Consider the following 14,405-nt stretch of genomic DNA (forward strand, 5'->3'; position numbering starts at 1 on the left):
AATAGAGCGATCCGCTCTGACCTGAACACGTCCCGTCCGTCACGAGTCGTCGACAGCGCCGTAACGGCGGGAGCAGCCGTGCGAGGCGGGGCGTTGTCGGGGGTAAGCCGCCCGGTAGCGGGGTCGAAGGTCCCGCACGGTGCCCGTCGGACGCCTCTGCCGGGCGGCGCCGTACCATTCATAAGGTTGAAAGCAGGACAGCCTGCTCATGAACGGAACCGCCTTGCAAGAACGCCCCTCAGCCTCCGCCTCCTGGCGCATCGCGCTGCCGCACTCCGCCGCTGCGGTGCCCGTGGCGCGTGCCCTGGTGCGGACGGCGCTCGCCGATCTGGAGCACGGGGCCGACTGTGACACCGCTGAACTGCTGACGGCCGAGCTGGTCGCGAACGCCGTCGAGCACACCGCCGGGGACTCCCCGATAGAGCTGGTCGTGGAGCTGCTGCCGAGCGGCTGCCAGGTGGAGGTGCACGACCCGGACCCGGCGCCGCCGGGTGATCTCACCCGCCCGCGCGGCGGGGAGCCCGACCCCTGGCAGGAGCACGGGCGTGGCCTGCTGCTGATCCGCGCCCTCAGCTCATCCTGCGGGCACCGCCCCACCGAGTCCGGCAAGGCAGTGTGGTTCAGGCTGCCGGTGGTCCCGCCGCAGTGGCGTCCGGCGTGACGCGCGCGGCCTGACCGCAGGCACAGGGCCCGTTCAGGCCAGCGTCGCCACGGGGAGCCCGACCCCTGGCAGGAGCACGGGCGTGGCCTGCTGCTGATCCGCGCCCTCAGCTCGTCCTGCGGGCACCGCCCCACCGAGTCCGGCAAGGCGGTGTGGTTCAGGCTGCCGGTGGTCCCGCCGCAGTGGCGTCCGGCGTGACGCGCGCGGCCTGACCGCAGGCACAGGGCCCGTTCAGGCCAGCGTCGCCACCAGGATCGCCTTGATGGTGTGCAGCCGGTTCTCCGCCTCGTCGAAGACGACCGAGTGCGCGGACTCGAACACCTCGTCGGTCACCTCGAGAGAGTCCAGGCCATGGCTGTCGAAGATGTCCTGCCCGACCTTGGTGCCCAGGTCGTGGAAGGCCGGCAGGCAGTGCAGGAACTTCACGTCCGGGTTGCCGGTGGCGCGCAGCACGTCCATCGTGACGGCGTACGGCTTCAGCGCGGCGATCCGGTCGTCCCAGACCGTCTTGGGCTCGCCCATGGAGACCCAGACGTCGGTGGCGACGAAATCGGCGCCGCGCACGCCCTCCTCGACGGACTCGGTGAGCGTGATGGCCGCCCCGCTGTCCACGGCGAGCTGACGCGCCCGCTCCACGACGTCCTGGTCGGGCCAGTAGGACTTCGGGGCGACGATCCGGACGTCCATGCCGAGCAGGGCGCCGGTGATCAGGTAGGAGTTGCCCATGTTGAAGCGGGCGTCGCCGAGGTAGGCGAAGACGAAACCGTCGTTGACCAGGTCCTTGCCGCTGTGCTCGGTCATCGTCAGCACGTCGGCGAGCATCTGGGTGGGGTGCCAGTCGTCGGTGAGACCGTTGTAGACGGGGACACCGGCGTACGCGGCCAGCTCCTCGACCTTCCGCTGGCTGTCCCCGCGGTACTCGATGCCGTCGAACATCCGGCCGAGCACACGCGCGGTGTCCCGTACGGACTCCTTGTGGCCGATCTGCGAGCCCGAGGGGTCGAGGTAGGTCGTGGAGGCGCCCTGGTCGGCGGCGGCGACCTCGAACGCGCAGCGGGTGCGCGTCGAGGTCTTCTCGAAGATCAGCGCGATGTTCTTGCCCTGGAGGTACCGCGTCTCGGTCCCGGCCTTCTTCGCGGCCTTCAGCTCCGCGGCCAGCTCGACCAGCCCGAGGAACTCCTCCTGGGTGAAGTCGAGCTCCTTGAGGAAGTGACGCCCGGCGAGGGCAGTGGGGACGATCGCCATGGGGCGCTCCAGAGATACGGGGGGACACGAACTCCTGGAAGTCTATACGACGCCCAGCATTTATATACAGCTCCTTGTGTGACTATACGGCTGACCGTTATACGGCCGACCGTTCGACCGGACAGCTCATACAGCGCGGCCCACCCCTCCCCCGCCCCAGCTCGCTGCCCGGGATCTCGATGACCTCGATGCCCTGCTTGCGGAGGTGGGTGTTGGTGGTGGCGTTGCGTTCATAGGCGACGACCACGCCCGGTTCGACGGCCAGCACGTTGCAGCCGTCGTCCCACTGCTCCCGCTCGGCCGCGTGCACGTCCTGTGTGGCGGTCAGCACCCGGATCTCGTTCAGCCCGAGCGCGGCGGCGATCGCGCGGTGCATGTGCTCCGGCGGATGGTCGGTGACCTTCAACTCCTTGTCGCCGACGCCCGGTTCGATGGTGTACGAGCGGAGCATGCCGAGCCCGGCGTACTGGGTGAAGGTGTCGCCGTCGACCATGGTCATCACGGTGTCGAGATGCATGAAGGCACGCCGCTTGGGCATGTCGAGGGCCACGATCGTCTGCGCCGAACCGGCCGCGAACAGCTTGTGCGCGAGCATCTCGACGGCCTGCGGGGTGGTGCGCTCGCTCATGCCGATGAGGACGGCGCCGTTGCCGATGACCAGGACGTCCCCGCCCTCGATGGTGGAGGGGTAGTCGGCCTGGCCCTCGCTCCAGATGCGGAACGTCTCGTCGCGGAAGAGCGGGTGGTGCCGGTAGATCGCCTCGAAGTGGACCGTCTCGCGCTGCCGGGCCGGCCAGCGCATGGCGTTGACGGAGACACCGTCATAGATCCAGGCGGAGGTGTCACGGGTGAAGAGGTGGTTGGGCAGGGGGGCGAGCAGGAAGTCGTCCAGGTCCATGACATGGAAGCGGACGGAGACCGGCTCCTCGTGCGCGTCGAGGAACTCCCGCTTGGTCATGCCGCCGACCAGCGCCTCGGCCAGCTCGGGCGCGGGGAGGGTCTCGAAGGCGGCGCGGAGATGGTCGGTGGCGAGGACGCCGTACTCCTTCTCGTCGAAGACCCGGTCCAGGACGAGCGTGCGGGCCGCCGGGGTCGCCAGGGCCTCGATGAGCAGGTCGCCGAACAGGTGGACGGTGACGCCCCGGTCGCGGAGCACGTCCGCGAACCCGTCGTGCTCGGCGCGCGCCCGGCGCACCCAGAGCACGTCGTCGAAGAGGAGGGCGTCCTTGTTGCTGGGGGTGAGCCTTTTGAGCTCGAGATCCGGCCGGTGCAGGATGACGCGGCGCAGCCGCCCGGCCTCGGAGTCGACATGGAATCCCATGCCTCCATCCTGACCACCGGCGACCGTATTCACCCCCCGCTTGACCACTTCCCTTTCTCGTCTTCTTGACGATAAACACGACCCCGGTTTATCGTCGTCCAGACGACAAGGGGGGCTCTCGTGGCCGACATCACCCGGCGCCTGGGCTGGCGCCATCTCCGTGGCGCACCGACCGCGCACATCCGGCACCACCGCGGCGGAAAGCTGCTGCACGACGGGCCCGGACTGAGCTTCTGGTTCCGTGCGCTGACCGCCGCGCTCTCCGAAGTGCCGGTCGACGACCGGGAGTTGGCGATGACCTTCCACGCCCGTACGTCCGACTTCCAGGACGTGACGGTGCAGGCGACAGTGACCTACCGGATCAGCGACCCGGCCCTCGCCGCCGGCCGCCTGGACTTCTCGGTCGACCCGGACACGGGCGCCTGGCGCGGCACCCCGTTGGAACAGCTCGGCACCCTGCTGACGGAGACGGCACAGCAGCACGCGCTGGACGTCCTCGCCCGTACGTCGCTGTCGGCGGCGCTGGTGGACGGGGTGACGGCGGTACGGGAGCGGGTCGCGGCGGGCCTGGCCGCCGAGCCACGGCTGCCTGCCACCGGCATCGAGGTGGTGGCGGTGCGCGTGGTGGCCCTGCGCCCCGAGCCGGAGGTGGAGCGGGCCCTGCGCACCCCCGCCCGTGAGCAGATCCAGCAGGAGGCCGACCGGGCGACGTACGAACGGCGGGCGGTGGCGGTCGAGCGGGAACGGACGATCGCCGAGAACGAACTGGCCAGCCAGATCGAACTCGCCCGGCGTGAGGAGCAGTTGGTCGAGCAGCGCGGCACGAACGCCCGCCGCGAGGCCGAGGAACACGCGGCGGCGGACGCGGTACGGGCCGGGGCGGAGGCGGCCCGCTCGGTGAAGCTCGCGGAGGCGGAGGCCGCGCGGTCGGTGAAGCTGGCCCACGCCGAGGCCGAGGGCGCGCGTGCGGTGGGCGAGGCGAAGGCTCAGGCGCAGGCTGCGTGGCTCCAGGTGCACACCGACGTGGACGTGGCGGTCCTGCACGCGCTCACCGGGACCCGGCTGGCGGAGAACCTGCCGAGGATCGACAGCGTCACCCTCTCCCCCGACGTCCTCACCGGCCTGCTGGCCAAACTGAGCACACGGGACCCCGCGTGAGCCTCGCCCCGAGGGTCGTGCTGGTCCACCGCACCACGGAGTACGAGGAGTTGGTGGCCCACCACGGCACCCACGGCCAGGCCGCGTTCTTCCTCTCCTCCCGCGGCCGGGACATCGAGGAACTGGCGGACCGCCACCGCCGGACCCGCGCCGCGTTGGCGGAGGTGACGGCGGCGATCCCGCTGACCTGGCGGCAGAGCCGGGTGGAGCGGCGGGATCTGGACCGTTTCCTGTTCGCGCCGGAGGACGTCGTGGTCGTGGTCGGCCAGGACGGCCTGGTCGCCAACGTCGCCAAGTACCTCGCCGGGCAGCCGGTGCTGGGCGTGGACACCGACCCCGGCCGCAACCCCGGTGTGCTGGTACGGCACCGGCCGTCGGAGGCGGCCCGGCTGCTGCCGGTCGCGGACCGGGAGGTCGACGAGCTGACGATGGTGGAGGCCGTGGCCGACGACACCCAGCGGCTGCTCGCCCTCAACGAGATCTATCTGGGCGCCCCCGGTCACCAGACCGCCCGCTACCGCCTGGGCCTCGACGACGACGGGGGTGTCGTCGAGGCCCAGGCCTCCTCCGGGGTGCTGGTGGGCACCGGGACGGGCGCGACCGGCTGGCTGCGGTCGGTGTGGCGGGAGCGGGGCGCGGAGCAGCGACTCCCGGGACCCACGGAGGAACGCCTGCTGTGGTTCGTACGCGAGGCATGGCCCTCGCCCGCCACCGGTACGTCCCTGGTGGCGGGCGAGCTGACGGCCTCCGCCCGCCTCCGGCTCACGGTCGAGTCCGAGCGGCTGATCGCGTTCGGGGACGGGATGGAGGGCGACGCGCTGGAGCTGACGTGGGGGCAGTCGGTACGGGTGGGGGTGTGCCGGGAGCGGCTGCGGCTGGTGGGGTGACCGGGCCCCCGAGGGGCCCGGTCACGTCACAGGCGCGGGTCCACCGGCTCCGACTCCAGGGCCAGCACCCCGAAGACCGCCTCGTGCACCCGCCACAGCGGCTCGCCCTCGGCCAGCCGGTCGAGCGCCTCCAGACCGAGCGCGTACTCGCGGATCGCGAGCGAGCGCTTGTGGTTCAGGAAGCGTCCCCGCAGACGGGCGAGGTTCTCCGGCCGCGTGTACTCCGGGCCGTAGATGATCCGCAGGTACTCACGGCCCCGGCACTTGATGCCGGGCTGCACCAGCCGCCCCTCGCCGCTGCGCACCACCGCGCCCAGCGGCTTGACGACCATGCCCTCGCCGCCGCGGCCGGTCATCTCCAGCCACCAGTCGACGCCCGCCCGGACCGACTCGAGGTCGGCCGTGTCTACGTACAGGCGTCGGGTGGTCTGGAGCAGGCCCGTGCCGTCGTGCTCCACCAGCCGGTCGAGGAGGGCGAGTTGCTCGTCGTGCGGCAGGCCCGTCAGGCTGCGGCCCTGGACCGCCAGGATCTGGAACGGCGCCAGGCGGACGCCTTCCAGGCCGTCCGTGGTCCAGCAGTAGCGGCGGTACGCCTCCGTGAACGCGGCCGCGTCCGAGGCCCTCGCGCGCTGCCGGTCAAGGAGTTCACCGACCTCGACGCCCCGCGCCGCCGCCCCTTCCAGCGCGGCCAGCGCACCCGGGAACACCGCCCCGGACGCGGCGCCGACCGCGGCGTACTGCGAGCGCAGCAGCCCCGACGCCTTCAGCGACCACGGCATCAGCTCGGCGTCCAACAGCAGCCAGTCGGTGTCGAGTTCGGCCCACAGCCCGGCCTCGTCGAGCGCCGCGCGCACCCGCCCGAGGATCTCCTCCGTCACCGACTCGTCGTCGAAGAACGGACGGCCGGTGCGGGTGTACAGCGAGCCCGTCGGGCCGTCCACGCCGAAGCGCTTGCGTGCCGCCTCCGCGTCCCGGCACACCAGCGCCACCGCCCGCGACCCCATGTGCTTCTCCTCGCACACGACGCGCGCGACCCCGTCCGCCGCGTACTGCGCGAACGCCTCGGCCGGGTGCTCCAGGTAACCGTCGGCCCGCGAGGTCGCCGTCGGGGCCATGGTCGGCGGGAGGTACGGGAGCAGCCGCGGGTCCACCGCGAACCGGCTCATGACCTCCAGGGCCGCCGCCGCGTTCTCCTCGCGGATCGCGACCCGTCCCTGGTGCCGGGTCTCCACGACCCGCCGTCCGTGCACGTCCGCCAGGTCCAGCGGCCGCCCGTCGTGCCCGCCGGGCGCCTCCGACTTCAGCGGCTTCGTCGGCTCGTACCAGACCCGCTCCGCCGGTACGTCGACCAGCTCGCGCTCCGGCCAGCGCAGCGCGGTGAGCTTGCCGCCGAAGACGGCGCCGGTGTCCAGGCAGATGGTGTTGTTGAGCCAGGTGGCCTCCGGGACCGGGGTGTGGCCGTAGACCACCGCGGCCCGGCCCCGGTAGTCCTCCGCCCACGGGTAGCGCACCGGCAGCCCGAACTCGTCGGTCTCGCCGGTGGTGTCGCCGTAGAGGGCGTGCGAGCGGACCCGGCCGGAGGTGCGGCCGTGGTACTTCTCCGGCAGACCGGCGTGGCAGACCACCAGCCGGCCGCCGTCGAGGACGTAGTGGCTGACGAGGCCGTCGATGAACTCCCGTACCTCGGCCCGGAACTCGTCCGACTCGGTCTCCATCTGGCCGATGGTCTCGGCGAGGCCGTGGGTGTGCTGGACGTTGCGGCCCTTCAGGTAACGCCCGTACTTGTTCTCGTGGTTGCCGGGCACGCACAGGGCGTTGCCCGACTTCACCATCGACATCACACGGCGCAGCACACCCGGGCTGTCCGGGCCGCGGTCGACGAGGTCACCGACGAAGACCGCGGTACGGCCCTGCGGGTGCACACCGTCGGCATAGCCCAACTTGCCGAGCAGCGACTCCAGTTCGCCGGCGCAGCCGTGGATGTCGCCGACGATGTCGAAGGGGCCGGTGAGGTGGGTCAGGTCGTTGAACCGCTTCTCGGTGACGACGCCGGCGTGCTCGACCTCCTCGACACCGCGCAGGACGTGCACCTTGCGGAAGCCCTCGCGCTCCAAGTGACGCAGGGAGCGCCGGAGTTCGCGGATGTGCCGCTTGATGACCCGCACCGGCATGTCCGCCCGGTCGGTGCGGCCCGCGTTGCGCTCGGCGCACACCTCCTCCGGCACGTCCAGCACGATGGCGATGGGCAGCACGTCGTGCTGCTTGGCCAGGGCGATCAGCTGCTTCCGGGCGTCCGACTGCACGCTGGTGGCGTCCACGACCGTACGGCGACCGGCGGCGAGCCGCTTGCCGGCGATGTAGTGGAGCACGTCGAAGGCGTCCTTCGTCGCGCTCTGGTCGTTCTCGTCGTCGGAGACCAGACCCCGGCAGAAGTCGGAGGAGATCACCTCGGTGGGCTTGAAGTTCCTGCGGGCGAAGGTCGACTTGCCGGAGCCGGAGGCGCCGACGAGGACGACGAGGGAGAGGTCGGTGACGGGCAGGACCCGTCCCTGGGTCTGGGTCTCGGTCATGCGGCCTTCGCCTCCTTCTCCTTGCGTACGGTGAACACAGCCATCTGGGTGGGCGGACCCACCTCGGGGTCGTCCGGGCCCACCGGCACGAACTCCACCTCGTACCCGTGCCGTTCGGCCACCGCCGCGGCCCACGCCCGGAACTCCTCCCGCGTCCACTCGAAGCGGTGGTCGCCGTGCCGGACATGGCCGGCCGGGAGGGACTCCCAGCGGACGTTGTACTCGACGTTCGGGGTCGTCACCAGGACGGTCCGCGGGCGCGCGGCGCCGAACACCGCGTACTCCAGGGCGGGCAGCCGGGGCAGGTCGAGGTGCTCGATGACCTCGCTGAGCACGGCGGCGTCGTACCCCTTGAGCCGCTTGTCGGTGTAGGCCAGGGAGCCCTGGACGAGCCTGACGCGCGAGGCCTGCCGCTCCCCCATGCGGTCCAGCTTCAGCCGCCGGGACGCGATGGTGAGCGCGCGCACCGACACATCGACGCCCACGATCTCGGTGAACCGCGGGTCCTTGAGCAGCGCCTGCACCAACTGCCCCTGTCCGCACCCGAGGTCGAGCACGCGCGCGGCCCCGGACGCCTGGAGCGCGGTGATGATCGCGTCCCGCCGCTGCACGGCGAGCGGCGTCGGCTTCGTCTCCTCCTCGGTCTCGGCCTCGACGGCGTTGTCGATCTCCTCGACCTCGCTGTCGTCGGCCTCGGCGAGGCGCACCAGTTCCAGCCGCTCCATGGCCTGCCGGGTCAGCGACCAGCGGCGCGAGAGATAGCGGCTGGTGATGAGCTTCTGCTCCGGGTGCTCGGACAGCCAGCCCTCACCGGCGCGCAGCAGCTTGTCGACCTCGTCCTCGGAGACCCAGTAGTGCTTGGCGTCGTCGAGGACCGGGAGGAGGACGTACAGATGCCGCAGCGCCTGCGCGAGGGTCAGCGCACTGGACTCCAGTTCGAGCCGCACGTACCGCGAGTCGCCCCACTCGGGGAACTGCGCGTCCAGCGCGACGGGTTCGACGGTGACCGCCCAGCCGAGCGGTTCGAAGAGCTGTCGTACGAGCCCCGGACCGCCCCTGGCCGGCAGCGCGGGCACCTCGACGCGCAGCGGCAGCGGCTGCGCGGCCCGCTCGGGACGGGCGTTGCACACCCCGCGCATGGCGCTGGAGAAGACACCGCTGAGCGCCACGGCGAGCAGCGAAGAGGCCGCGTAGGGACGGTCGTTGACGTACTGCGCGAGCGCCGCGTCGGGGGCGCCGCCGCGGCCCTTGCTCTTGCCCTTCCGGACCAGCGCCACCGCGTCGACCTCCAGCAGCAGGGCCGCCGTGCAGCGTTCGGGCCGCGCCTCGGGGTAGAGGACATGGGCCCTGCCGTAGGAGGTGGAGAACGCCTGCGCCTTCCCGGGATGCTTGTGGAGCAGGTAGCCGAGGTCGGTGGCGGGGCGTCCCAGGGTGCCGGTGGTGGTGATCGAAAGGAACACGGGCGGGCCTCAAGTAGGGTCTGAACTGCTGATATGCACACCGTACAGACCGGACATCGGCAACACTCGGGAATTATTCGCCTGGAGGCCCCACGTGACGGACACCGGATCGGGCGCTCACCCCATGGACACGAGCAAGCCCCACTCGGCGCGTATGTACGACTACTTCCTCGGCGGCAAGGACAACTACCCCGTCGACGTGGCCGCGGCCGAGCAGGTGACCTCCCTCTTCCCCGCCGTCAGCGCGATGGCGCGGACCAACCGCGCGTTCATGCACCGCGCTTCCCGGCTGCTCGCCGAGCGGGGTGTCCGCCAGTTCCTCGACATCGGCACCGGCATCCCGACCCGGCCGAACCTCCACCAGATCGTCCAGGGGATCGCCCCCGAGGCCCGGGTGGTGTACGCGGACAACGACCCGATCGTCCTGCGCCACGCCGAGGCGCTGCTGCACAGCACGCCGGAGGGGCGGACGGCGTACGTCCAGGGCGATGTGAGGGAGCCGGGGAAGATCATCGCCGCCGCGCGGGAGACGCTGGACTTCACCCAGCCGATCGCGCTGTCGCTGGTGGCGCTGCTGCACCTGGTGGGGGACGAGGACACACCGGGCATGATCGTGCGCCGGCTGCTGCGACCGCTGCCGCCCGGGAGTTATGTGACGCTCTCCCACGCGACCGGCGACTTCGATCCGGAGACCTGGGAGCGGGTGGTGGAGGTGTACCGCAAGGGCGGCACCGCGGCCCAGGTGCGCTCCCGCGCGGAGTTCTCCGCCTTCTTCAAGGGCCTCGAACTGCTCGACCCCGGCGTGGTACTGGCCGCCGAGTGGCATCCCGAGCTCGGGGAACGGCAGGGCGGTACGGAGATTCCGCTGTATGTGGGGATCGGCCGCAAGCCGTGACGTGGGGCCGTCCGGTGGGTGACCTGGTCCACCGGAGGGCCCCACGACAACTCAGCCCAGCTGGGACTGCACCTGCGAGGAGATGAGCTCCAGGTGCTCCAGGTCGTCGAGGTCGAGGACCTGGAGATAGAGGCGCTGCGAGCCGACCTCCTGGTACCGGCCGATCTTGTCGACGACCTCGCTCGGGGAGCCCGCCAGGCCGTTGGCCTTCAGCTCGGGCACCTCGCGGCCGATCGCGGCGGCGCGGCGGGCGACCTCCTGGTCGTCCTTGCCGACGCAGACGACGAGGGCGTTGGAGTAGACGAGGCTGTCGGCCCCGCGGCCCGCTTCCTCGACGGCGGCGCGGACGCGGCCGAACTGGCGCTCGCTGTCCTCGACGGAGGCGAACGGCATGTTGAACTCGTCGGCGTACTGCGCGGCGAGGCGGGGGGTGCGGGTCGGGCCGTGGCCGCCGACGAGGACCGGGATCTTCGCCTGGGCGGGCTTGGGCAGGGCCGGGGAGCCGGTCAGGTCGTAGTACGTGCCGTGGAAGTCGAAGGTGTCGCCGAGCCCGGTCTCCCACAGGCCGGTGACGATGGCCAGCTGCTCCTCCAGGCGGCCGAACTTCTCCTTCGGGAAGGGGATGCCGTACGCCTGGTGCTCCTCCTCGAACCAGCCCGCGCCGAGGCCGAGTTCGACCCGGCCGCCGGACATCTGGTCGACCTGCGCGACCTGGATGGCGAGGACGCCGGGGAGCCGGAAGGTGCCGGCGGTCATCAGGGTGCCGAGGCGGATGCGCTTCGTCTCGCGGGCGATTCCGGCGAGGGTGATCCAGGCGTCGGTGGGGCCGGGAAGGCCGTCACCCGAGCCCATCTTCAGGTAGTGATCGCTGCGGAAGAAGGCGTCGAAGCCGAGATCCTCGGTGGCCTTGGCAACGGAGAGAAGGGTGTCGTAGGTCGCCCCCTGCTGGGGCTCGGTGAAAATGCGAAGATCCATACCTCCATCCTGCACGCTCCGGCCCCGGTCAACCCCACTGGTCCCGTCGGCCCCACGCCGCCCCGGTCGGGTGAAAATCCGTCAACGCGGCACACGGGCGCTGCCCGGGCCAGTGACCCGGCGGAGGTGATGATCGTTGCTGGGGCGGAGCCGGACCGACCGGCGCCCGCGCCGGCCGGTCAGCGCCGGGCGTCAAGGTGTCGGCCTCCCGTGGGGGCCTGGGCCGAGGAGGCCGTCATGTCCGAAGAATCCGTCCCACAGCAAGGTGGCGAGGCCGGCCGACCGAAGGGCTTGCTCCAGCAGATGGAGGAGCTGATGGCGGCCCTCAACGCGGACCTGTCCGCCCTGGACGCAGACCTCCAGTCGGCGGGACGGGGGGCGAAGGACACCGAGGCCAAGTAAGGCCCCGCCCCAACTCCCCTCACCCCGCCTCCCGTTCCGGTATCACCGGATCGCTCTCCGCCAGCTTGCGCAGCATGTCGCGGACGCGGTCCCTGGATTCGTCCGCCGCGTCGATGGCCTCCATGCACTGCCAGTAGGTGCCCTCGTCGTCCGCCGCGCAGGCGAGGCCCACCAGGGCGATGCCCACCTCGCCGAGGAGGCCGCCGAGGTAGAGGAGGGCCTGGCGGGCGTCGCCGAGTTCGGTGAGCTGGGCGGCGCGCAGGTCGGCGGTGTCGAGGTGGGGGCGGTCCAGGACTCCGCAGCCCCGGCCCGCCAGCTCCGTCAACCCCAGTGCCTCGCCCCGCAGTTGGGGCGGTCCGTAGACCGCGAGTCTGCTTCCTATGGCCTGCGCCAGCGCTTGGGCCTGCCAGACCTCGGTCATGATCTGCGGCGTGTCGCCGCTCCCCGCGAGGGCCCGCCTGCTCGTCACGATGAGCCGCACCGCGTCCATGGCTGCCCCCGTTCACCCGAACTCCGTTGTCCACTACCCAGAGTGAGGGTCCACGGGACGAAAAGCCAGAGGAAGGCGGAAATCTGCGGACAACGAATCGATTTCAGACCGGATTTCGACTGCGGAGAGTGAAAACGGATCGTACGGCTCCCCGGACTCCCACGGCTCCTCGCGGTCAAGGGAGTTCTACGGCGCCGGAAACCTCCGCTCATTGCGGTCGATCTTCGCGTCCAGCGCCGCCAGCGGGTCGATCCCCAGCACCTCGCACAGCTGGAGCAGATACGCGAGCACATCGGCGACCTCGTCCGTGACCCGGTGCGCGGAATCGGCGTCGTCCATGACCCGTGCCGACTCCTCCGGCGTCAACCACTGGAAGATCTCCACCAGTTCGGAGGCCTCCACACTGAGCGCGGCGACCAGGTTCTTGGGGGTGTGGTACGGCTGCCAGTTCCGGGCTGCCGCGAACTCGGCCAACCTGCGCTGAAGCCCCGCCACATCGAGATGCTCTGTCACGGCTCCAGGTGTACCACCGTGATCCCGTCCGTCCCCGCGGCCCAGGACGCGTCGGTGGTCGTACCGAGCAACCGGATGTGCCCCGGTCGCACATCAGGGCCGCGAGCCGCAGCAGTTCGCCGCGTTGGCGCGGGTCCAGTCGGCGGTCGATGTCGTCGGCGAGGACCGTCAGCGCCTGCATCGCCGCCGGCACCTCACCGGCCGGGTCGACCTCCAGCACCCCGGGCCCGGTGAACAGCACGAGGGCGAGCGCGATGTACCGCAGCTCGCCGTCGCCCAGCCGCCCGAGCGCCGTACGCGGACCGGCACCGCGGTCGAGCACCGCCCGGACCGTCCCGTCCCCGAGGGGCTCGGCCAGCACGTCCGTCACCGGCCCCGCACACCCGGCGCGCACGGCCGTGACGAACTGCGCGTGCCGTCGGCCGCATTCCGCGCGGGTCCGCCCCAGCACGTCGGCGAGGTTGTCGCAGCCACCGAGCAGCCGCCCGGAGCCGACGGGGACGGGCAGCCGCATCCGGTCGGGGCGCGGATCGCAGGCGAACACCGACCGCAGGGCGACCACCATCTGTTCGGCGGCGGCGAGCACCCGGCGCTGTCCGTCGGTCTTGCCCGCCACGCGTAACGGGAGCAGCGCGGTACCGAGCCGGTCGTCCGGCAGCGGAGCACGGGTCACCGGCGTGGCCCCGGCGGTGTGCCAGGCGGCCTGCACGGCGCGACGCGAGGGGTCGCGCAGCGCCGTCTCCAGCAGGACGAGGCCGCCGGACGTCAGCCGCTCCCCCACGATCCGCAGGTCGGGCTCGGCCTGTACGGCGACGTCGAGCCGGATCGGACCCTCGGGTCCGTCGGCCGTGCAGCCGATCCGGAAGCCGCGCCGCCGCTGGGCATCGGGCCGGGCGCGCTCCGGCACGCACGCGTGCGGATCGACGAACACCTCCCCGAGTTCGGCGCCGCCCCCGAGCCGGGCCAGTGCTTCGTACGCCCGCAGCGCGCTCGTCTTGCCGCAGCCGCTGGGCCCGGAGAACAGGGTGAGCGGCCCGAGCGGGAACCCGGCGCCCCGGTGGGAGGCGAACGCGGACAGCCGCAGCTCGGTGAGGTGGGGGCGGCGGGAGCGGTGGTCACCGGGTGCGGGAAGCACCGAAGAGGTCTCCGCGGCCCGGGGCCGCCCTTGCGACGGCACCACGGGCTCGGCAGAGACTGCCGACGTCGACAACGCTGAGGACACAGCCATATCCGGACCGTAGGACTCCGCCACCGGCCGAACCGTTCCTCCGGGGCAGCCTTCCTACGATCGAGCGACACCGCACCTCAACGGCCCGGCGGCGTCACCCGCTGTGTGTCCCCGCGGCCCCCTCCATCAACCCGCTCACCTCGGTCCCGGGCGGCGTCAGCAGGAACACATTGCGGTCGACCCGGTGCATCCCGCTGTTCAGCCCGAAGACCACGCCCGTGCTGAAGTCGAGGACGCGCTTGGCGACGTCGCCCTCCGCGCCGGTCAGATCGAGCAGCACCGGTATGCCCGCCATCAGCGTCTCGGCGACCTCGCGGGCGTCCCCGAACACATTGACGCGGAGGACGACGAACCGGCGGCGCCGCTCCGTGACCGCCTCCGGCATCGCCCGATGGCCCACCGAGGACGGCCAGGCGTCCCGGCCACGCAAAGGAACGACCTGGGCGAGCCCTTCCCACTGTTCATCGGTGACGTCGTGGCTGTTCACCGGCTCCCCCCGAAATCGCTCGCCTTCATTGCCTGCACCAGCCAATTCTTACGCCAAGTCACCCGTTCGGCCCAACAGCGACACGGACCGCCACCGTCACACCCCCTCACATC

General features: G+C 71.6%; 13 protein-coding genes and 2 pseudogenes. 6 read left to right on the forward strand and 9 right to left on the reverse strand.

Annotated features, from left to right (window positions below; translation table 11 throughout):
• The first annotated feature begins 208 nt into the window (after positions 1-208).
• Complete coding sequence (locus OG866_RS10760; RefSeq protein ID WP_329333701.1) at positions 209-661, forward strand: ATP-binding protein; 453 nt, start codon at positions 209-211, stop codon at positions 659-661.
• 54 nt (positions 662-715) lie between these two features.
• Positions 716-859 (forward strand): annotated as a pseudogene (locus OG866_RS10765) (ATP-binding protein); the annotation flags it as partial.
• 33 nt (positions 860-892) lie between these two features.
• Here the strand turns inward: OG866_RS10765 and argF are convergent.
• Together argF and OG866_RS10775 are read right to left on the reverse strand one after the other, a co-directional pair.
• Positions 893-1,906, reverse strand: coding sequence for an ornithine carbamoyltransferase (gene argF, locus OG866_RS10770; protein ID WP_329333703.1), 1,014 nt, complete (start codon positions 1,904-1,906; stop codon positions 893-895).
• A gap of 97 nt (positions 1,907-2,003) precedes the next feature.
• A complete protein-coding gene (locus tag OG866_RS10775; protein WP_329333705.1) occupies positions 2,004-3,227 on the reverse strand; it encodes an arginine deiminase in 1,224 nt (407 codons plus the stop codon).
• 120 nt (positions 3,228-3,347) lie between these two features.
• Here OG866_RS10775 and OG866_RS10780 point away from each other — a divergent pair, with 120 nt between their 5' ends.
• Both OG866_RS10780 and OG866_RS10785 read left to right on the forward strand, forming a co-directional pair.
• Entirely contained in the window at positions 3,348-4,385 is a 1,038-nt protein-coding gene (locus OG866_RS10780; protein ID WP_329333707.1) for an SPFH domain-containing protein, read from the forward strand.
• A complete protein-coding gene (locus OG866_RS10785; RefSeq protein ID WP_329333709.1) occupies positions 4,382-5,272 on the forward strand; it encodes a hypothetical protein in 891 nt (296 codons plus the stop codon). Before OG866_RS10780 ends, OG866_RS10785 begins: the two co-directional genes overlap by 4 nt.
• Positions 5,273-5,298: 26 nt before the next feature.
• Here the strand turns inward: OG866_RS10785 and OG866_RS10790 are convergent, their stop codons facing one another.
• Both OG866_RS10790 and OG866_RS10795 read right to left on the reverse strand, forming a co-directional pair.
• Positions 5,299-7,842, reverse strand: a complete 2,544-nt coding sequence (locus OG866_RS10790) for a polynucleotide kinase-phosphatase (RefSeq protein WP_329333712.1) — start codon at positions 7,840-7,842, stop codon at positions 5,299-5,301.
• Entirely contained in the window at positions 7,839-9,302 is a 1,464-nt protein-coding gene (locus tag OG866_RS10795; RefSeq protein ID WP_329333714.1) for a 3' terminal RNA ribose 2'-O-methyltransferase Hen1, read from the reverse strand. The genes OG866_RS10790 and OG866_RS10795 overlap by 4 nt, the downstream gene beginning before the upstream one ends.
• Positions 9,303-9,396: 94 nt before the next feature.
• Here OG866_RS10795 and OG866_RS10800 point away from each other — a divergent pair, with 94 nt between their 5' ends.
• Positions 9,397-10,197, forward strand: coding sequence for an SAM-dependent methyltransferase (locus OG866_RS10800; protein ID WP_443063515.1), 801 nt, complete (start codon positions 9,397-9,399; stop codon positions 10,195-10,197).
• A 51-nt stretch (positions 10,198-10,248) separates the two neighbouring features.
• On the opposite strand, the gene OG866_RS10805 is transcribed toward OG866_RS10800, so the two are convergent.
• The gene (locus OG866_RS10805; protein WP_329333718.1) at positions 10,249-11,172 is read right to left on the reverse strand and encodes an LLM class F420-dependent oxidoreductase; all 924 of its coding nucleotides are present in this window, start codon (positions 11,170-11,172) and stop codon (positions 10,249-10,251) included.
• Between the two features lie 237 nt (positions 11,173-11,409).
• On the opposite strand from OG866_RS10805, the gene OG866_RS10810 reads away from it, so the two are divergent.
• A complete protein-coding gene (locus tag OG866_RS10810) occupies positions 11,410-11,574 on the forward strand; it encodes a hypothetical protein (protein ID WP_329333720.1) in 165 nt (54 codons plus the stop codon).
• Positions 11,575-11,593: 19 nt separating this feature from the next.
• Here OG866_RS10810 and OG866_RS10815 read toward each other — a convergent pair whose 3' ends face one another.
• From OG866_RS10815 to OG866_RS10830, 4 genes and pseudogenes are all read right to left on the reverse strand, one after another.
• Positions 11,594-12,064 carry a DUF6099 family protein gene (locus tag OG866_RS10815; protein ID WP_329333721.1) on the reverse strand — a complete coding sequence of 157 codons (471 nt, stop codon included), beginning with the start codon at positions 12,062-12,064 and terminating at the stop codon, positions 11,594-11,596.
• Positions 12,065-12,250: 186 nt separating this feature from the next.
• Complete coding sequence (locus OG866_RS10820; protein WP_329333723.1) at positions 12,251-12,577, reverse strand: nucleotide pyrophosphohydrolase; 327 nt, start codon at positions 12,575-12,577, stop codon at positions 12,251-12,253.
• Positions 12,574-13,805 (reverse strand): annotated as a pseudogene (locus tag OG866_RS10825) (AAA family ATPase). The gene OG866_RS10820 and the pseudogene OG866_RS10825 overlap by 4 nt, the downstream one beginning before the upstream one ends.
• 94 nt (positions 13,806-13,899) lie before the next feature.
• Positions 13,900-14,292, reverse strand: coding sequence for a cell division protein SepF (locus tag OG866_RS10830; RefSeq protein ID WP_329333724.1), 393 nt, complete (start codon positions 14,290-14,292; stop codon positions 13,900-13,902).
• Positions 14,293-14,405 lie beyond the last annotated feature (113 nt).

It is taken from the genome of Streptomyces sp. NBC_00663, assembly GCF_036226885.1.
Taxonomy (GTDB): Bacteria; Actinomycetota; Actinomycetes; order Streptomycetales; family Streptomycetaceae; genus Streptomyces.

What these genes read in the sequence shown, in the direction of transcription:
- OG866_RS10760 (WP_329333701.1), top strand. Translation starts at nt 209, where the DNA reads ATGAACGGAACCGCCTTGCAAGAACGCCCCTCAGCCTCCGCCTCCTGG.
- argF (WP_329333703.1), bottom strand. Translation starts at nt 1,906, where the DNA reads ATGGCGATCGTCCCCACTGCCCTCGCCGGGCGTCACTTCCTCAAGGAG.
- OG866_RS10775 (WP_329333705.1), bottom strand. Translation starts at nt 3,227, where the DNA reads ATGGGATTCCATGTCGACTCCGAGGCCGGGCGGCTGCGCCGCGTCATC.
- OG866_RS10790 (WP_329333712.1), bottom strand. Translation starts at nt 7,842, where the DNA reads ATGACCGAGACCCAGACCCAGGGACGGGTCCTGCCCGTCACCGACCTC.
- OG866_RS10805 (WP_329333718.1), bottom strand. Translation starts at nt 11,172, where the DNA reads ATGGATCTTCGCATTTTCACCGAGCCCCAGCAGGGGGCGACCTACGAC.
- OG866_RS10810 (WP_329333720.1), top strand. Translation starts at nt 11,410, where the DNA reads ATGTCCGAAGAATCCGTCCCACAGCAAGGTGGCGAGGCCGGCCGACCG.
- OG866_RS10815 (WP_329333721.1), bottom strand. Translation starts at nt 12,064, where the DNA reads ATGGACGCGGTGCGGCTCATCGTGACGAGCAGGCGGGCCCTCGCGGGG.